The sequence below is a fragment of the Desulfurivibrio dismutans genome (assembly GCF_029210385.1).
Classification (GTDB): domain Bacteria; phylum Desulfobacterota; class Desulfobulbia; order Desulfobulbales; family Desulfurivibrionaceae; genus Desulfurivibrio; species Desulfurivibrio dismutans.
The window spans coordinates 1-18,271 of the sequence record NZ_JARGDQ010000009.1 but is presented as its reverse complement, the minus strand read 5'-3'; the positions used below and the strand labels follow the sequence as shown (position 1 = coordinate 18,271).

The following is an 18,271-nucleotide window of genomic DNA, read 5'->3' as shown; positions in this document are numbered from 1 at the left end:
CAAGCCGACCCGATCGCCGCTTTCGGGGGTGCTGCTGGACGGTTACGGCAGGAAAAGCAGTCGCCAAAGCTGGTCGATCTGTTCCGGGAAGAAGAGCCAGAGCCAGGCGGCGGTGATCAGGAAGGGGCCAAAGGGGATCACACTGCGGCCGCCCTTGCCCTGGCGGATCATGGCGCCGATGCCCACCACCAGCCCCAGCAGCGAGCTGGCCAGGATGATGAAGGGCAGCGCCTGCCAGCCCAGAAAAGCCCCCAGCATGGCCAGCAGCTTGATATCCCCGCCGCCCATGCCCTCGCGACCGGTGGCCAGACTGTAGCCCAGGGCCACCAGGTAAAAGGTGCCGCCGCCCAGCACAATGCCCAGGCCGGCATCAGGCCAGGTAACACCGCTTAACCCGAAGGAAGCGGCAAATCCCATCGCAATGCCTGGCAGGCTGATGACATCGGGGATCAATTGGTGGTCGAGATCGATAAAAAAGATAGCCAGCAGGGCCGCAGAAAAGATAAAGTAAATCAGCCAGTCCAATGTCGGCCCAAAGCGCAGCAGCAGAGCCAGGGCCAGGCCGGCCATGGCCGCTTCCACCAAAGGGTAGCGCCAGGAGATTTTACCACCGCAGGCCCGGCAGCGCCGACGGAGCAGGACAAAGCTGACAATCGGAATGTTATCGTACCAGGCCAGGGACGTTTTGCATTGCGGGCAACGGGAAGCCGGCCAGATGATGTTCTCCGCCGCCCCCAGCATGCTGGCCGGCAAGCGAAGGATAACCACGTTTAAAAAGCTGCCGACCACCGCCCCCAACACCACGGCGGCGGTTATCAGAAGATAATAAGGGATGGGATATTCCATCCCCGCATGGTATATCGTAATCGGTTAAGATGCAGCAAAAAAGGTCATCCAAATTGGTAACTATCCAGCTCATTCTGGTACGTAACTGTTCAGCAGTGCCCCCTGCGGTAAGCAGGTCGGCGTAGCGTACATCAGGTACTCAAGCCGACCTGATCGCCGCTTTCGGGGGTGCTGCTGGACAGTTACCCAAATTGAAGGTTTCACCATGGCCATTTCCATCGACGAGTCGATCCGTATATTCAAGGCAGAAATCATCTCCCAGGACCATCGCCTGCCGGTGCGCCGCAGTGAACCGCTGCTGGAAGCCTGCGCCTGCCTGAAGCAGCGTTTTAATTCCCGAAAAAACATTCTGGCCATGCTGGGCATGGCGGAAGGGGTCATCCTTTATATGCGCAAACGGGAGGCGACGGCAGACCCTGACTGCCTGGACTTCCTTAAAGAAGCCTTAGCTCATGTGGTCAATGTCTACGAGGAAGGCAAATTTGACCCCCAACGGGAGGAGGAACTGGGGCGGCGCATGTACAAACGCTTCACCAGCCTTAAAAATCGCCTGAAAGAGCGACCGGCTACGCCGCCAACCGCCCCCCGAACCGCCACTGAAGACGGGCGGGCGGGGTCAGCGTCCCAGGCCTCGCCTCCTCCCAAACCGGCGGCGACCGGCTACGACGTCCCACCCCCTCCTCCCGCCGCCCCGGCCAACGAAGCCACCACGGCGGTGGCCGACCACGGGAACCAGCCCGCAAGTGCGCCCGAAGCAAAGTCGGCGGTGGGAAACGGCATCACCAAGCAGTCCATCGCCGAGACAGCCCCGTTGCCGCCCTGGGAGCGCCGTCGGGGAAACAACCGGCTGCACCACTACGCCCCAATCCCCGGCGAACCTTGCCGACTGGTTGAACTTGGCGATTTCCCGCTGCTTATTCCCGTCAATGCCATCGCCCGGCTGATGCCGATCAAGCCCCGGGAGCGCCAGGCCCGACTGGCGTCCACCGAAGTACCGTTGAATGCTTTCGGCCGTCTCTTCCGGCGGTTACCCCGGCTTTTTCGGGGCCCCCTGGCCAAAATTCCCGCCAGCCGCTTGAAAAAACTCAAACTTCCCCTTATCATGCCCAGGGGCGGCGGCCTGCCGACGCTGCCGGCGGAAGACGCCGACCACCTGCTGGTGCTCAGCCACGGCCAATGGCACGGAGTGGTGCCGGTCCGCCTCGGTAACCGCAATCAATTGATCCTGCAGCGCTTTCAGACGGCGGCCAACGGAGATATAGCCGGCCTGGGGACCACCGACGACGACGCCTCCTATCCCCTGCTCAACCCCCGCTCCCTGCTGGAACGGGAAGGATTTCTGACCATGCCCGAGCAGGGCTGACCACCGAGATCACCGATCCGCCCCATGGGGTCGCACCAACCGCCCAGACCAGGGAGTAAGGCCATGACCACCGCCAACCGCCGCCACAACAGCCGGGTTCCCTTCCGGGCCACCGCCACCCTGCGTTTTGACAATCACACTTACGAACACTGCCGCACCTCCGATCTCAGCCTGAAAGGGGTCTCGGTGGACGGCGTCAGCGGCCATCGGGTTGGTGAGCATTGTCGGGTGGAGCTTTATCTTACCGGCAGCACCAGCAACCTGCGTCTGCAGATGAAGGGCGAAGTGGTCCGAGTGGAACCCGACGGCCTGGCCCTGCGGCTTTTTGCCATGGACCTGGACAGTTTTTATCATTTGAAAAATATCATCGCCTACAATCTCGGCGACCCGGACCAGGTGGAAGAGGAGTTTCACCGCCAACTGGAAAAACCGGATACTATTATCTAAACAACCATCGTCATCACTGGAGTCGATTCCATGCCCCCGCAAGTAAGCCGCAAGCCCAGCCGTAGCAGCAAAACCAAAGTCGAAGTTCGCCGGACCCCCTTTGTGGTGATTCTGGTTTTCACGCTCCTGGGCATCATCGGCATTGCCACCGGTGAGCCCCGGCGAGTACTGGAGCAGGCCGTACAGGTGTGCCTGAGCTGTATCGGAGTAGGCTGAACCGATGGAAACCATCCGACGCTGGGTACAGGTGCTCTCCACCCTGCTGGTTAACGGTTACTGGGAATTCCCCGTCACCCGCACCATCTACCAGGGGCCACTGAAGGTGCTGTGCTCACCGGGGCTGAACTGTTATTCCTGCCCGGCCGCCACCACCTCCTGCCCCATCGGCGCCCTGCAACAGCTCTTGGCCGGGGTACGACACACCATCGATAGCGGCCAGCTCTATATCGGCCTTTATATCGTCGGGTTCATGGGGGTGATGGGCGGTGTGCTGGGCCGGGCGGTCTGCGGCTGGCTCTGCCCCTTTGGGCTGATCCAGGATCTGCTCTACAAGATTCCCAGCCGCAAGTTCGGTATCCCGTCGGTGCTGCGTTACCTCAAATACGGCTTTCTGGCCTTTTTCGTCATCCTGCTGCCACTGCTGGTGGTTGACCATATGGGTTCCGGGCAAACCTGGTTCTGCAAATACGTTTGTCCGGCCGGCACCCTGACCGCCGGAATCCCCATGCTGCTCATGCAGCCCGGCCTGCGCCAGGCGGCAGGCCTTCTTTTCTTGAATAAATTATTTATTATGGTTATGTTCATGATATGGGCCGTTTACGCGAGCAGGCCCTTCTGCCGGACCACATGTCCGCTGGGCGCTTTTTACGCCCTTTTTGCCAAGGTAAAGCTGGTTAGGCTACGCCTGGATCATTCCCGCTGCACCAACTGCAAGGCCTGCCACCAGGTTTGTCCCATGGGGGTCAAATTTAACGAATCCCCGGACGATGCCGAGTGCATCACCTGCCTGGCCTGTATGGACAAGGCCTGCGAATTTGACGCCATCTCTCTGGAGATCGGCGGAGTGCCGGTGGGCGGGCGCGCCTCCCGGCCCGTTGCCGCCCCGGCCCGGGAAACCGGGAACCGGGTTAACCGCTAACCGGCCCCATAACCAAGACGGCAACCGCGACCCTGCAAACCCCAAAAACAGGTATGACCATGATCGGTAAACGCACTGCCTTAAGCCTCTTTTTCACCGTCCTGTTCCTGCTCGGCCTGGTTTCCGTGGCCCAGGCCATTGAAATGGTCAGCGTCGACCGCCCCAAGATCAACATGCGCAGCGGGCCCGGCACCAACCACTCAATCTTGTGGGAGCTGGGCAAAGGCTATCCCTTAATGATCATCGGGCGACAGGACAACTGGCTGAAGGTCCGCGATTTTGAGGGTGACGAAGGGTGGGTTTACCAGCCTCTGGTGGGCCGGACCCCGTACCTGGTGGTTAAGGTGCCGATTGCCAACATCCGCAGCGGCCCCGGCACCCGCTACCGCCTGGTAGGGCAGGCCCGCTACGGGGTGGTGCTGCATACTTTGGAAAGGGGCAGCGGCTGGGTGAAAGTTCGCCATGAAAACGGCCTCACCGGCTGGATGTCCCGCGACCTCCTCTGGGGCTGGTAGGTAAACGGGCCGCAGCACCGCATCTTGCGGCGATCAGGCCGACTTGCGTACCCGGGGTACGCGGCGCCGGCCTGCTTGCCGCAACCTGCGGCACTGCGGCCCGTTTACCTGGTGTTGCTTAACAATTTACTTCGCTGCACACAGCTTGCACTTGCATGTTGCCACAGACAACCACCCCACCGTAATTGCGTACACCCAACCAGCTTCCAGCGCCCCCACCGCCGCCGCACCCTGCGGTGCTGCGGCCCGTTTACCTGGTGTTGCCTGGCAGGAATAGTCCCGAGGTAATTGGGCCCGTCATTCCTATCCCTGGTTGACCAAAGTATCCTCCACTATCCCCACCCCCACGAAAACCACCACCCAAGACACAACCCTAGCGACGAGGTAAAAGTCGGTAAATGCCGCAGGTTCGGGCAAGCGGCCCGGCGCCGCGTACCCCAGGTACGCAAGCCGGGGCGATCGCCCGAAGATGCGGTGCTTACCGGCTTTTACCGGGGAAAGGCGGCGGGGATGCCGCCATCCACCGGGAGGGTGGCGCCGGTGGTGGGGGTCAGGTTGGCGGCGAAGAAGACTACGGCGTTACCCACGTCCTCGGCCTTGACCTCGGTTTTCAGCAGGTTGCGGTCGCGATAGTAGGCCCGCAGGCCTTCCGGGTCCAGGTTGCGGGCCCGCATCCGCTCCGGGCCCACCAGGTCCCAGAGGCCGGAACTGACCCCCTCGGCGTCGAAGACCGCGTCGGCGTTGATCATGTTGACCCTGACTCCGATTTCGGCCAGCTCCAGGGCGGCTATTTTGCCCAGCTGGTGAGCCGCCGCCTTGGAGGCGCTGTAGGCCCCGAACGAGGCGCCGGGGTCGAAGACATTCTTGCTGCTGTTGATCACGATCTGGCCGCCGCAGCCCTGACGGCGGAAGATTTTCGCCGCTTCCCGGATGGTCAGCAGCACCCCGTCGGCATTAACCGCCATCACCCGACGAAAATCCGCCAGGCGCAAATCCTCAAGCCGGGCCACCTGGGCAATGCCGGCGTTGGGCACCAGGATGTCCAGACCACCGGTTTGGGCCACCAACCGTTCCAGCCCCGAGCGCACCGATTCCGGGTCGGTTACGTCAAACTCCACCCCCTGCACCAGTTCAGGCGCAAAACGCTCCCGCAGCTTGTCGACCACCATCTGCAGGCGCTCCGGCTGAATATCGGCCAAAAAGACCCGGGCCCCGGCGGCCAGCAGCCGGTCGGCAATCCCCAGGGCCATGGCCCCACCGCCGCCGGTGACCAAGGCTACCCTGCCCTCCAGCAAACGCGGGCTGCCTTTACCCAGCTTGACCTGCTCCAGGCTCCAGTACTCCATGGCAAAGATGGAAGCCGCCTCCAGTTCCCGATACTCTCCCAGGGCCTCACCCCGCAACTTGGCCCTTACCGTGTGGCTGGCGATATCGGCGGCGATCCGGGCCGCCGCCGGGCCGTCGCCGGCCCCCAGCAGGCCCAGGCCGGGAATCATGATCACCCGGGGCATGGGGTCCAGCCGCTTTTTCTCGACCTGCAGAGCCGCACACTGCTCGGCAAAATAACGCTCGTAAGCGGCGGCGTATTCCGCCAGGGCCCGCCCCAGCACGGCGGCCCGGGGGGCCTCGTCGACTGCGCCAGCAAAATCAAGCCACAGGGGATAATTTTTGGTACGAATCACATGATCGGGGGTCAGCACCCCGCCGGTAAAAAGATGCCGGGCGTCGGGGCGGGCCAGGGCCGTTAGCAGATCAGGGTCGCGCCGCCACTCCAGGCTGAAGCTGCGGCAATCTTCCGTGCCCCGGCTCAACGCCCCCCGCAGCAAGGGCAGAATCTCCGCCGGTGACTCGGAGACTTCGATTGCCGCCGCCGAAACAGTAACCGGCTTCCCGGCGGCCAGGGTCAGATAATCTTCGGCCCGGTTGACATAATCGATCATCCGCCGGTAGGCGATCTCCGCTTCGTCGGCAAAGGTGAAAATACCATGATTAAGCAGAATAATCGCTTCGATGCCGGGATTTTGCTCATAGGCCACCGCCATCGCCTTGGCCAGCGGGAAACCCGGCATGATAAAGGGCAGAATAGCGATTTTTTCCCCCAGGGCCCGGCGCAGGTGCTCTTCCGGCCGCTGGCGGTTGGTCAGGGTGACAATGGCGTCGGCATGGGTATGATCGATGAAACGGTGGGGCAGAAAAGCATGCACCAGGGTCTCGATGGAAGGCCCCGGGGCGGAAGCATCCAGCAGATGCGTACGAAACTGATTGACCATCTCCTCGTCACTTAAACGGTCAAGAGCCCGCAAACGGCGCAGCCAGGCCAGATCCAAGGCGGGAAAGCCGGCGGCCTCGATGGTGGCCAGATCCCAGCCGCTGCCCTTGATGTAGAGCACCTCCATCTCCTCGCCCAGGATGTTATGCGCCACGTCCTTGACCGAGGTATTGCCGCCACCGTGGAGCACCAGTTCGGCCTCGGCGCCGATCAGCCGCGAGGTATAAACCCGCAGGGCCAGGAATTCGGAACACTCCGGCCGGGACGCCGCGAAGGCCTGGGCCTCTTCGTGGTTATAGCGATTTTTCATTTCTTGACCCTCTTTTTGCTTTCACGTAAGTTCCGGCCAGCACGGCCCCGTCCAGGCGAAGAACACCCTGGCCTCATCCTGTTACCACCAACAGGGCGATATAGAGCAGATAGCCGGCCAGCAGGACTCCCCCGAACAGGCGTCCCATCTTTTGGCGCCAGGCCAGGATAATCAGCAGGGCCAGGGAAAAGGCCAGCATCACCGGCAGATCGCGGGCCAGCAGCACCGCCGGCAGAGCAAACGGCATCAGGCTGGCGGTAACCCCCAGCACCATCAGGAGATTGAACAGGTTGCTGCCGATGATGTTGCCCACCAGCAGCGCATCCTGGCGATGACGAATGGCCACCAGACAGGTGGCCAGCTCCGGCAGTGAAGTGCCGATGGCGGCCAGAGTAAGGCCGATCACCAGCTCCGAAACCCCGAAATAAGAAGCAATGGCCACTGCACCATGGATAAACAACTCCGACCCCCAGGCCAGGGCCGCCAAACCTCCGATCACCAGCAGCAGGGCCCTGATAATGGCGCCGCCATCCCTCGGCTGGTGTTCGATTTCGGCCGCCTGGTGCCGGGCGGCCTGCTTAGCCGCGCTGCTGCTGCGATAGGCCTGGAAGGTGTAAAAGATCAACGTCCCGACAAACAAAACCCCGCCCAGGCGAGGGAAAAAACCGTAAAAGGCCAACGCCAGCAGCAGTGCCGTAACCAGATGCAACAGGCCCAGTTCCAGAGCCACCGTCCTGAATGAGAGCCGCAGCGGCACCAGCAACAGGGAGAGCGCCAGAACCAAACCGATATTGGCAATATTACTGCCGACCACATTGCCCAGCATGATCTCCGGATGACCCCGCCAACTCGCCGCCAGACTGATAAACAGTTCCGGCAGCGAAGTGCCGAAGGCCACCACGGTCAAGCCGATCAGCAAAGGCGGCATCCCCCACAGCCGTGCCAGCCGACGGGCCCCGCCCACCAGCAGCTCGCCGCCGCCCCACAGCAACAGTAAACCGCTGAGCAGGATCAACAGCGGCCAGACAAAGGTGGTTTCCGTCATTACATTTCCTTGCAGTGTTTCCCGGGGTAGCAACCAACGGCCGCCGCCCCCTTGCAGTGGCCACCAAAAGTACCAGGCCCACTGCCCCCGGTAAAGCCTTTTCCCTTGACAGCGGCGGAAAACCAGGTTCTTTTTGGACAGTTAACCCGGGGCGAAAAAGACGCCCAGGCAGCCCGTCTGCCCTTTTGGTTACCGAGGGGATTTGAACTTATGGCGGCAGAACAGTCACGCCAGGAAGTCGTTCGACGCATCAAGGAAGCGGCTGATATTGCCGAGATTATCGGTGAGCATGTCAGCCTGCAGAGGTCCGGAGCCAATCTCAAGGGCCTGTGTCCCTTCCACGCCGAGAAAACTCCTTCCTTCATGGTCAGCCCCCAGCGGGGCAGCTTCCACTGTTTCGGCTGTGGCGAGGGGGGCGATGTTTTGAGCTTTCTCATGCTCTACCACCGGCTCAGCTTCCCCGAAGCCTTAAGACAACTGGCCGACCGCTACCGCATTCCCATGGCGGAAAACACCCTGACCCCCCAGCAGCAGGCGGAAGCCCGCCAGCGGGAAAATCTTTACGCCATCAACGCCAGGGCGGCCGAACTCTACCACCATTATCTGCTGCACAGCCCCGCCGCCGCCGCGGCTCGTGATTACCTGGCTCAGCGGGGCATGTCCGGGGAAATCATCGCCCGCTTCCAGTTGGGATACGCCCCGGACAGCTGGGATTTTTTGTACAACCAGTTGCGCCAGGAAAAACTCTCACCGGCAGCGGCGGCCGAAGCCGGGTTGCTGGCAGCAAAAAAAAGCGGCGATTCGGGCTTGTCCTCGCGCGGCTTTTACGACCGTTTTCGCAACCGGATAATTTTTCCCATCACCGACCTGACCGGCCGGGTTTGCGGCTTTGGCGGCCGCATCCTGGGCGAGGGCGAGCCCAAGTACCTCAACACTCCGGAGACCCCGGTGTTCGACAAAAGCCGCACCCTGTTCGGCCTGTATCAGCACCGCGACCCCATTCGTAAGGCCAAAAGCTGCCTGCTGGTGGAGGGCAACTTCGACCTGCTGGCGCTGGCAGCCCACGATATCGCCGAAGTGGTCGCCCCTCTGGGCACCGCCCTGACCGCCGAACACCTCCGGATCCTCCGGGGCTACGCCGATGAAGTGGTGCTGCTGTTCGACGGTGACGCCGCCGGGCTGAAAGCGGCCATGCGGGCCATTCCCCTGTTTCTGGCCGCCAAGCTCACGGGCCGGGTGGCCATCCTGCCGGACCGCCACGACCCGGACACCTTTGTGCGCCAGCATGGCCGCGACGGACTGCGACGGCTGAGCGAGGCCGCCGTTTCGCTGCCGGAATTCGTCTTTGCCGAACTGGTGGCCCGGCACGGCCTGGGAGTTGACGGCAAAAACCGGATCATCGAAGAGCTGGCCCCCATCGTCCACAGCCTGGACGACCAGATGCTGCTGCGCACCCGCTTTATCGCGCACTTCAGTGAACGGCTGGGCATTTCCGGGGACCAGTTCTGCCAGAGCATCGGCCGCCGCCCCCAGGTTCGCCGGCCGGCAACGGAAGAACAGAACCAGGAAGAAGCCGTCAGGCTGGAGCCCAACGAGGAAAAGCTTTTTGCTTTCCTTTTTCTGCATGGTTCCTACCTGCCTGACTTCCTGGCCGCCGGCCTGCAAGAAATCGCAACCAGCCCTGCCTCCCACCGGCTGCTGGCGCTGATGACCGATGCCGAAAGCGATTTTGTCCGCGCCCCGGAGAACCTGCTCAACCTGGCCAACGGCGGCCTCAAGACTTTAGTGGCCCGCCTGCTGATCCAAGGAGGGTCTTTCTACCCCGATGAGCACCGGGAGGAAAGCGCCCAGCAGCTCATGACCTGGCTGCAGCGCCACCAACGTAAAAAAAACGCCGACCAGCTCAACCGGGAAATCAACGCCGCCTACCAGAGCGGCGACCAGCAGCGGCTACTGGAACTGATGCAGCAGAAACAGGCCTTGCACGGTTGACCATACCAACCGGTCTTGGCAAGCCTTAGTAAACGTTGTCGGCGTCGCAAAAAGCCGCGCCGCCGACTGGGCACGCTTTGTAACTACTTGTTTTCGTGTTACCGACCAACACGCTCGGCGGGTTTTTGCGAGCATACAAACGTTCAGCAGCGGGTTGTTGACCCTGGTGAGCGGCTACAAGCTTCAGCAACAAGGAGTGGCAGATGAGCGGCAAGAAAAAAAACACCGGCGACTTAACCAGCGACCCGGCCAAAGTCGCCGGCAAACGGGGAAAAAGAATATCTCCAACCGGCGTGGACGAAAAACTACAGGACCAGGAAGAACTGAACGATGAAAGCAGCTGGCTGCTGCCGGATAACGACGAGACCCCCCTGCCCCGGAACCGTAAAAGCGTTGATGATGACGATGACGACACCCCTGCCTCCGGCCTGAAAAATAGCTACCGTGCCGATGATGACAACGACCAGGACGAAGACCCCGGCGATCCTTATTTCTGGCCGGGAGAGTCGGCCACCGACCAAGTTGACCCGGTCAAGGTGTATCTCCAAGAGATGGGCGCGGTGGCCCTGCTCTCTTCGGAAGAAGAGGTGGTGGTGGCCAAAGAGATCGAACGGGGCGAACGGATCATCCAGGACGCCCTGGTCATGACCCCGCCGGCCCTGACCTACCTTGACGAGCTCGCGAAAAAGATTGCGCACGGCAAACGAATGCTTAGCGATATCATCCGGGGGCTGGACGAACTGGACCGGGAAACCCACGAAGAAAAACAAAAAAACTTTCTCTGGCGCATCGAAGAAGCCGGCCGCCTGGCCCGAGAGACCGCCGCTCTGCGCCGGGATTTACTGAAGTCCGGCAACGACGCGAAACAAAAACCCAGGCTCCAGAGCCGCATCGACCGCAACCACAGAGCCCAATGCGCCCTGTTTGCCGAAGATCGCTTCAGCGCCAAACACCTGCAGACCATGACCCGCGACTTACGGGAACTGGCGAAGAAGACGACCGCCAGACAGCCGCCGACCACGGAGGCGACGGCTTTGCTGGACTGGCACCTGACCTGCCTGGAAAAATACGGCCTTGACCAGCAGGAATTGTGCGCTCGACTGGCAGAGGTAAGCCGGGGCGAGGAGATCAGCCGCGAGGCAAAAAACCGGCTGGTCCAGGGCAACCTGCGGCTGGTGGTCAGTGTGGCCAAAAAATATGCCGGCCGCGGCCTGCAACTGCTGGATCTGGTCCAGGAGGGCAACATCGGCCTGATGAAGGCGGTGGAAAAGTTTGAATACCGCCGAGGCTACAAATTCAGCACCTACGCCACCTGGTGGATCCGCCAGGCGGTAACCCGGGCCATTGCCGACCAGGGCCGGACCATCCGAATACCGGTCCACATGATCGACACCATTAATCGGATGCTCAAGGGCGCCAAGGAATACCAGCGCCAGCACGGCCGGGAACCGACCCCCGAGGAAATGGCGGAACATCTGGGGGTGGATATCGCCAAGGTCAAAAGCATTCTCAAGATCGCCAAGGAGCCCCTGTCGCTGGATACCCCGGTGGGCAGCGGAGAGGACAGCTTTCTCTCCGATTTCATCGAGGATGCCGATTCCACCTCCCCCGACGAGGCCACCATTTACGACAGTCTACAGGGCAACCTGGCGCAGGTCCTGAAAACCCTGACCCCCCGCGAGGAGATGGTCCTGCGGCTGCGCTTCGGCATCGACACCGCCACCGATCTGACCCTGGAAGAGGTGGGGGAAAACTTTTCCGTCACCCGCGAGCGGATCCGCCAGATTGAAGCCAAAGCTCTGAAAAAACTTAAACATCCCACCCGCAAAAACATCCTCTCACCTTTTTATGACGACGACTGATCCGGATATTCCGCTGCTGCGCTGGCTGACCCTGGCCCACACCCCGGGCCTGGGACTGACCAGCGCCAACCGTCTGCTTAATGCCGCCGGTGATATCGCCCAACTCTTTGCCCTCGGCTCCGCCGAACTGCAATCCCTGGGTCTGCGCCCGAAAAGCGCCCGGGCCCTGACCGAGCGTGAGGGACTGGCCGCAGCCCGCCGGGAGCTGACCGCCGCCCGCCGCGCCGGTCTCCACTGCCTGCCCCGGGACCACCCCCTTTATCCCACCCTGCTGAAGGAAATCAGCGATCCACCGTTGATGCTGTACGGCGCCGGCGACCCGGCGGCACTGGCCCAACCTGCCCTGGCTCTGGTCGGGGCCCGGGCCGCCTCGGTTTACGGGCTGAAGATGGCGGCAAAACTGGCCGCCGAACTGGCCGCCGCCGGCATCACCGTGGTCAGCGGCGGCGCCTTGGGGATCGACAGCGCCGCCCACCAAGGGGCGCTGAACGCCCCCGACGGGCGAACGGTGGCGGTGCTGGGCTGCGGGCTGGATATTGTTTACCCGCCTCAAAACAAAAAACTTTTTGCAAAGATCGGCACAACAGGTATGCTCCTGAGCGAATATCCGCCGGGCACCAGACCGGAACCTTTCCGTTTTCCGGCCCGCAACCGCATTATCAGCGGCATGAGCGCCGGCACTGCGGTGATTGAAGCGGCCCGCCGCAGCGGCTCCTTGATCACCGCCGAAATGGCCATGGAACAGGGCCGGGAAGTCTTTGCCGTGCCGGGCCGGGCGGACAGCAACAAAAGCGAAGGCTGTCACCGCCTGATCAAGGAAGGGGCCAAACTGGTGCACGGGATAGAGGATATCCTGGAGGAACTCGGCCGCAGCCCGCTGGCCGCCACCGGAGCGGCCGGAGCATCAACCGGCGCCAGCCGCCAGGCACCATCGCTCTCCGCTGAGGCTACCGCCGTGCTGGCCGTCCTGGACGACTACCCCAAGGCCATCGAGGAAGTCATCGGCCAGGCCGGCCTGCCGGCCCAGCAGGTCAATGCGGTGCTGCTGGAATTGGAAATGATGGGGCAGATTGAAACCGAACCCGGCCCCCAGTATCGCAAAATTAAGTAAAAGATTGTTAAAGATAAACTATACAAGCTGGACTTATGGGAAAATCATTAATTATTGTGGAATCGCCGGCCAAAGCCCGTACCCTGCAGAAACACCTGGGCAAAGACTACACGGTCAAAGCCTCGGTGGGCCATATCCGGGATCTGCCGGTCAGTACCTTAGGCGTTGATATCGACCATGACTTTACCCCCCAGTATGTCACCATCAAGGGTAAGGCCAAGGTCATCAGCGAGTTAAAAAAGGCGGCCCAAGAGGCCGAACAGATCTACCTGGCCCCCGACCCCGACCGCGAGGGGGAGGCCATCGCCTACCATATCGCCGAAGCCCTCAAGACCATCAAAAAGCCCATCCGCCGGGTTCTGTTTCACGAGCTCACCCACAAGGCGGTGCTGGCGGCGCTGGAAAAATCCGGCGAGGTTGACCACCATCTCTTTGAAGCCCAGCAGGCCCGGCGGGTACTGGACCGGCTGGTGGGCTACCAGATCTCGCCGTTGCTCTGGGACAAAGTGCGCCGCGGACTTTCCGCCGGCCGGGTGCAGTCGGTGGCCGTGCGGATGGTTTGTGAGCGGGAGGATGAAATCGAAAAATTCGTACCCGAGGAGTACTGGTCGGTAACCACCCGTCTGGCCGGCCCCCAGCCGCCACCTTTCCAGGCCCTGCTGGAAAAGGTGGACGGGCGGAAACTGGACAACCGCAAGCGGAAAATAGCCAACCAGGACGAGGCCGAGGGCCTGGTCGGGCAGATCAAAGAGGCGGAACTGAAAGTCGCCGGGGTGGACAAAAAGCAGCAGCGCCGCCGCCCCAGCCCGCCCTTTATCACCAGCACCATGCAGATGGACGCCAACCGCAAGCTCCGTTTTTCGGCCAAAAAAACCATGGCTCAAGCCCAGCGCCTCTACGAGGGCATCGACCTGGGCAAGGAAGGTCCGGTGGGGCTGATCACCTATATGCGGACCGACTCCACCCGGGTCAACGACGAGGCCCTGGGCATGGCCCGGGATCACATCAAGCAGGCCTACGGCGCCGATTACCTGCCGGCCAAGCCGGTGCAGTACAAAACCGGCAAGGGCGCCCAGGACGCCCACGAAGCCGTCCGGCCCACCGATGTCAGTCGCACCCCGGAAAGCCTGGCCGGCAAGCTGGACAAAGACATGCTGGCCCTGTACACCCTGATCTGGAAACGTTTCGTGGCCAGCCAGATGGCCCCGGCGATTTATGATCAGACCAGCATTCGGATTGCCGCCGGCCCGGACGGCCGGCATGAGCTTAAGGCCACCGGCTCCATCATGCGTTTTCCCGGTTTTATGACCCTCTACGTGGAAGCGATGGACGAGACCCCGGAAGACGGCAAGGAGAGCGGCAAAAGCGGCAAGGACGCGCCCCTGCCCGACCTCGAAGAAGGCCAGATCCTGAAACTGGAGGAAATTACCCCCAAACAGCACTTCACCCAGCCGCCGCCCCGCTACACCGAGGCCACCCTGGTCAAGGCCCTGGAGGAAAACGGGGTGGGCCGGCCCAGCACCTACGCCGCCATCCTCTCCACCATCGTCGACAAGGAGTACGCCCGACTTACCCAGCGCAAGTTTTACCCCACCGACCTGGGCCGAATGGTCAACCAACTGCTGGTGGCCCATTTCCCCAAGGTTATCGACACCGATTTCACCGCCAAACTGGAGCAGGAACTGGACGAGATTGAAACCGGCAAGGTCGACTGGGTTCAGGTGATGCGCAATTTCTATGGCCCTTTCCAGCAGAACCTGGAACAGGCCAAGGAAGAGATGAAATCGGTCAAACACAGCGCCGTGCCCACCGGCCTCAACTGCCCCCAGTGCGAGGGAGAACTGGTGATCAAATGGGGCCGCAAGGGGGAATTCCTGGCCTGCAGCAACTACCCCGACTGCAAACACACCCAGGATTTCACCCGCGACGAAGAGGGCAAAATCAAACCCCTGGAGCGGGAGGCCCCGGAAGAATCGGGCGAGAGTTGCGATAAATGCGGCCGCCCCATGGTCTACAAACATGGCCGCTTCGGCAAATTTCTGGCCTGTTCGGGTTACCCGGACTGCAAAAACGTCCGGGCCATCAGCACCGGGGTGGGCTGCCCGGAAGAGGGCTGCGACGGGGAACTCGTGCAGAAGGTCTCCAAAAGGGGCAAGGTCTTCTACAGTTGCAACCGCTACCCCAAGTGCACCTTCGCCCTATGGGACAAACCAGTGGCCAAACCCTGCCCGCTGTGCAACTCCCCCTTCCTGGTAGAAAAAAGCAACAAGAAGGGCCGCCGCCTGGTCTGCCCGGACAAAGAGTGCCGCTACTCCGAGGAACTGCCGGAAGAAAACGAGTAAAATCTAATTCGGCTTAGGTTATTGACAAGCTCCGCCTGACCATGTTAGGCAGCAGATGGAGGGATGGTTTGTTCAATATTGCCTATCTGTTTCTTTGATCTTCTGGTTTAAAAAATCTTATGGCAGTTGTATTGAACGCCGTTCAACTAAAAGCTGCCACAGAAAAAGGCACTCAAGTGTCACCATAAAGTGGTTAGACTCATGGTTGAAAACGGAGGGGGCCATGAAAACACGCCGCCATTCAGCAAGCAAATTCATAACAACCATATGCATGTTTTTTTTCTGCCTGGTGCCGCAAATGCTCCAGGCCGCCAGCGTTTCGGTCTCGGCCACAGATCTTGGAAACGGTGGGGTTATGGCGCAGGTTTCCGGTTCATTTGCATCCTGTACATATTGCAATGAGGACAACGAGTGCCGCACCACCAATCGCGGAAGTGTTTCGCTTTACCGTGGTTCCAGTTGGTATGCGACCTGCAGCAGTTCCGGAAACGGCTCGGCATCGTGTGAGCATATATTTGACCGGGGAAGCATGCATGGGGAAACCCTTTTCAGAGGATATGCCAGAGATTGCAAAGGAAGCGCCACTAATCAAATAACGGTTACTTTCGACAACACACCTGCCGTGTCGGCCACGGCCCCCTCCGGTACCGTCTCCGAACCCTTCGATATTGTCGGCAGCGCCATATTCAAGCCGACGCTCAGCAGCACTAAAGGCCGCATAGACCTGTACATCAAATCTGCATCTTCCAGCCTCTGGGGAAACAGCATTGCCACCAAAGTGTGCGAGACAGAAGAGTGTTCGTTCAGCTACCAGGAAATAAGAAACACCTTGATGGACCGTAATCACGGCGACTACGAAGTAAGACTGCGGGCAATAGGCGGCGGCGTCACGGTTTACAGTAACGAACTCGAATTCAGTGTCGACAAAACCCCAACGGTAACCACAACGGCCCCCTCCGGTACCGTCTCCAATTCTTTCGATGTGACCGGCACCGTCACATTCAAGCCGACGCTCAATGCAACCAAGGGAACCATCTTCGCCTATATCCGGTTCGGAAGCGGATCTTACCGGTATTTGACCAGTAAAAGCTGTACCACCGAAGAATGTTCCTTCAGTTACCAGGAGATTACCGGCAATCTGCTCCATCGCAATCCCGGTGGCCCCTACTACGCGCGGCTTGTGGCCTTAGGCGGCGGGGTCACGGTGGCCGAGGAGAATGAGTTTTATGTCGAGGACTGCGAGCTTGATATCGAAAATTTCAGCGGCGGTGCAGGCAGTATCGACCCGGCCTCCGGTGGCGTGCTGGGGTTGTCCGCCGAGATCACCGGTTGCCCCGACCGGGAGGTGGCCTGGGAGCTGAGCCTTATTCCGCCTTCGTCGGGAGCCCATCCCGGTCAAATCGCCAAAGGCGACAACCGCCATGTCGAGGAACTGTGGAACGGAAAAACAGCCCTGGGTGGCTTGAGTGATCCCGGCAACTACACCTTGGTTCTTAACGCCTGGGTGGTGGATGATCCGTCCAAAGGCAGTTCGGCCTCGCTGCCGGTCCGGGTCACCCGTAATGACGACTGCAACCTGAACGTGACCGTCGGTTCCAAGGCCAATTTTGCCAGCGGCAACCTCTCATTCAGCCGGCAACTCTTTGCCGGGCGTCTTGCCGATCTTCCCACCGGATTTGATCTGCATTACAACAGTCTGAGTCCCGATTCCGGCGTTCTTGGCCGGGGCTGGAGCCACAATTACGAGTTACAACTGATCGAACACTCGGACAGCTCTGTGCTGATTAAAAACGGCGGTGACGGTCGCGAACTGTTCACCCCAGCCCCCGATGGGGGCTACCTGCCACCGGCCGGCAACCATTCGCTCCTGACCAAGCATCCCGACCACACCTTCACGCTGCTGCGCAAGAGTGGCGTCTCCTACCTCTTCGCGGTCGACGGCCGGTTGACTGCCGTAAGCGACCGCAACGGCAACGCCCTCTCTTTTGCCTACCTGGGCGGCCTCTTGGTCGGGGTCACCGATTCGGCCGGCCGGTCGACCAGCTTCAGCTACGACGCCCTGGGTAAACTGGCGGCGGTGACCGATCCGGGCGGTCGGCTTTACTCGTTCCAGATCGTCGACGACCTGCTGCTGAGCGTGACCTATCCCGATGGCCACGGCTGGAGCTATCTTTACGACGATCGGGAACTGCTGATCGCCAAAATCGACCCGCTGGGCGCCACCACTCAATACTACTTCGACGAACAGCGGCGGCTGGTCGGCGCCAGCGACCCCGAAGGCCGCAGCCGCGGCATCGCTTACGCCCCGCTGACCGCCGAGCCGATCAAAACTGCCTTGGTCACCGAGCAGGACGGCCAGGTCTGGCGATACACCTACGACAGCCACCAGGGCCTTCTGCTGGAGAAGCGCGACCCCCTGGGTGGTATCACCCGCTATCTCTACGACGATCAGCGCAATCCGCTGGCCGAAACCGACCCCGCCGGCAACACCACCTATTTCAGCCACGATCCGGCCGGCAACCTGCTGGCCGTCACCGACCCGCTGGATCAGACCACCCGGTTCAGCTACAACCATTTCCACCAGGTGACCCAGTTCATCGACCCTGAGAACCGGGTCACCGGCTACCAGTATGACGCCCGGGGCAACCTGATCGCGGTAACCGACCCGGCGGGGGCCGTCACCCAAATCTCGGTGGATGGACGGGGATACCCGAGCGCCCTGACTGATCCCACCGGCCGCACCGTTACCATGAACCATGATCCGGCCGGCAACCTGCTGGCCGTCACCGACCCGGCCGGGGCAACTACCAGCTACCAGTACGACCAGCTCGGCCGGCTGATCGAGCAGATCGGACCCGGCGGCGAAACCACCACCATTGCCTATGATGACCGGGACAACCCGGTCCGCATCACCGACTCTCTGGGTCAGGCTGCCACTGCCGCCTACGATCCGGCCGGCAACCTCCTCTACCATATCGACCCCAACGGCCATACCACCAGCTACCAGTATGACACCTTGGGGCGGATGATC

Annotated in this window: 13 protein-coding genes; 10 read left to right on the top strand and 3 right to left on the bottom strand. The window is 61.2% G+C overall.

The genetic code is table 11. The features are described 5' to 3' along the window. Positions 1-42: 42 nt before the first annotated feature. On the bottom strand, positions 43-846 hold the full coding sequence (locus P0N66_RS10565) for a prepilin peptidase (protein ID WP_275805136.1): 804 nt from the start codon (positions 844-846) through the stop codon (positions 43-45). 205 nt (positions 847-1,051) lie between these two features. Here P0N66_RS10565 and P0N66_RS10560 point away from each other — a divergent pair, with 205 nt between their 5' ends. The 5 genes from P0N66_RS10560 (at position 1,052) to P0N66_RS10540 (ending at position 4,309) form a co-directional block, all read left to right on the top strand. Beyond that, positions 1,052-2,209 (top strand): hypothetical protein, encoded by a 1,158-nt coding sequence (locus tag P0N66_RS10560; protein WP_275805135.1) that lies wholly within the window; start codon positions 1,052-1,054, stop codon positions 2,207-2,209. A 63-nt stretch (positions 2,210-2,272) separates the two neighbouring features. After that, complete coding sequence (locus tag P0N66_RS10555) at positions 2,273-2,656, top strand: PilZ domain-containing protein (RefSeq protein WP_275805132.1); 384 nt, start codon at positions 2,273-2,275, stop codon at positions 2,654-2,656. Positions 2,657-2,686: 30 nt separating this feature from the next. Beyond that, complete coding sequence (locus P0N66_RS10550) at positions 2,687-2,872, top strand: CD1871A family CXXC motif-containing protein (RefSeq protein ID WP_275805130.1); 186 nt, start codon at positions 2,687-2,689, stop codon at positions 2,870-2,872. A 4-nt stretch (positions 2,873-2,876) separates the two neighbouring features. Continuing rightward, positions 2,877-3,794 (top strand): 4Fe-4S binding protein, encoded by a 918-nt coding sequence (locus P0N66_RS10545; protein ID WP_275805129.1) that lies wholly within the window; start codon positions 2,877-2,879, stop codon positions 3,792-3,794. A 59-nt stretch (positions 3,795-3,853) separates the two neighbouring features. Further along, positions 3,854-4,309 carry an SH3 domain-containing protein gene (locus P0N66_RS10540; RefSeq protein WP_275805127.1) on the top strand — a complete coding sequence of 152 codons (456 nt, stop codon included), beginning with the start codon at positions 3,854-3,856 and terminating at the stop codon, positions 4,307-4,309. Between the two features lie 488 nt (positions 4,310-4,797). Here the strand turns inward: P0N66_RS10540 and P0N66_RS10535 are convergent, their stop codons facing one another. Both P0N66_RS10535 and P0N66_RS10530 read right to left on the bottom strand, forming a co-directional pair. Next, positions 4,798-6,888 (bottom strand): bifunctional aldolase/short-chain dehydrogenase, encoded by a 2,091-nt coding sequence (locus P0N66_RS10535; RefSeq protein ID WP_275805125.1) that lies wholly within the window; start codon positions 6,886-6,888, stop codon positions 4,798-4,800. 73 nt (positions 6,889-6,961) lie between these two features. Next, positions 6,962-7,933, bottom strand: a complete 972-nt coding sequence (locus P0N66_RS10530) for a calcium/sodium antiporter (RefSeq protein ID WP_275805123.1) — start codon at positions 7,931-7,933, stop codon at positions 6,962-6,964. 210 nt (positions 7,934-8,143) lie between these two features. Here P0N66_RS10530 and dnaG point away from each other — a divergent pair, with 210 nt between their 5' ends. The 5 genes from dnaG to P0N66_RS10500 all read left to right on the top strand — a co-directional run. Continuing rightward, positions 8,144-9,925, top strand: coding sequence for a DNA primase (dnaG, locus tag P0N66_RS10525; protein WP_275805121.1), 1,782 nt, complete (start codon positions 8,144-8,146; stop codon positions 9,923-9,925). 203 nt (positions 9,926-10,128) lie between these two features. Beyond that, on the top strand, positions 10,129-11,787 hold the full coding sequence (gene rpoD, locus P0N66_RS12815) for an RNA polymerase sigma factor RpoD (protein ID WP_338140557.1): 1,659 nt from the start codon (positions 10,129-10,131) through the stop codon (positions 11,785-11,787). Then, positions 11,774-12,898, top strand: coding sequence for a DNA-processing protein DprA (gene dprA / locus P0N66_RS10510; protein ID WP_275805118.1), 1,125 nt, complete (start codon positions 11,774-11,776; stop codon positions 12,896-12,898). The genes rpoD and dprA overlap by 14 nt, the downstream gene beginning before the upstream one ends. A gap of 35 nt (positions 12,899-12,933) precedes the next feature. Next, positions 12,934-15,240 (top strand): type I DNA topoisomerase, encoded by a 2,307-nt coding sequence (topA, locus tag P0N66_RS10505; protein WP_275805116.1) that lies wholly within the window; start codon positions 12,934-12,936, stop codon positions 15,238-15,240. Between the two features lie 622 nt (positions 15,241-15,862). Further along, on the top strand, positions 15,863-18,271 hold a 2,409-nt coding region (locus P0N66_RS10500), incomplete at its 3' end, for a DUF6531 domain-containing protein (protein WP_275805114.1).

Coding starts and splice junctions, on each gene's coding strand:
- P0N66_RS10560 (WP_275805135.1), top strand. CDS start 1,052: ATGGCCATTTCCATCGACGAGTCGATCCGTATATTCAAGGCAGAAATC.
- dprA (WP_275805118.1), top strand. CDS start 11,774: ATGACGACGACTGATCCGGATATTCCGCTGCTGCGCTGGCTGACCCTG.
- P0N66_RS10555 (WP_275805132.1), top strand. CDS start 2,273: ATGACCACCGCCAACCGCCGCCACAACAGCCGGGTTCCCTTCCGGGCC.
- P0N66_RS10530 (WP_275805123.1), bottom strand. CDS start 7,933: ATGACGGAAACCACCTTTGTCTGGCCGCTGTTGATCCTGCTCAGCGGT.
- P0N66_RS10535 (WP_275805125.1), bottom strand. CDS start 6,888: ATGAAAAATCGCTATAACCACGAAGAGGCCCAGGCCTTCGCGGCGTCC.
- P0N66_RS10545 (WP_275805129.1), top strand. CDS start 2,877: ATGGAAACCATCCGACGCTGGGTACAGGTGCTCTCCACCCTGCTGGTT.
- dnaG (WP_275805121.1), top strand. CDS start 8,144: ATGGCGGCAGAACAGTCACGCCAGGAAGTCGTTCGACGCATCAAGGAA.
- topA (WP_275805116.1), top strand. CDS start 12,934: ATGGGAAAATCATTAATTATTGTGGAATCGCCGGCCAAAGCCCGTACC.
- P0N66_RS10565 (WP_275805136.1), bottom strand. CDS start 846: ATGGAATATCCCATCCCTTATTATCTTCTGATAACCGCCGCCGTGGTG.
- rpoD (WP_338140557.1), top strand. CDS start 10,129: ATGAGCGGCAAGAAAAAAAACACCGGCGACTTAACCAGCGACCCGGCC.
- P0N66_RS10540 (WP_275805127.1), top strand. CDS start 3,854: ATGATCGGTAAACGCACTGCCTTAAGCCTCTTTTTCACCGTCCTGTTC.
- P0N66_RS10550 (WP_275805130.1), top strand. CDS start 2,687: ATGCCCCCGCAAGTAAGCCGCAAGCCCAGCCGTAGCAGCAAAACCAAA.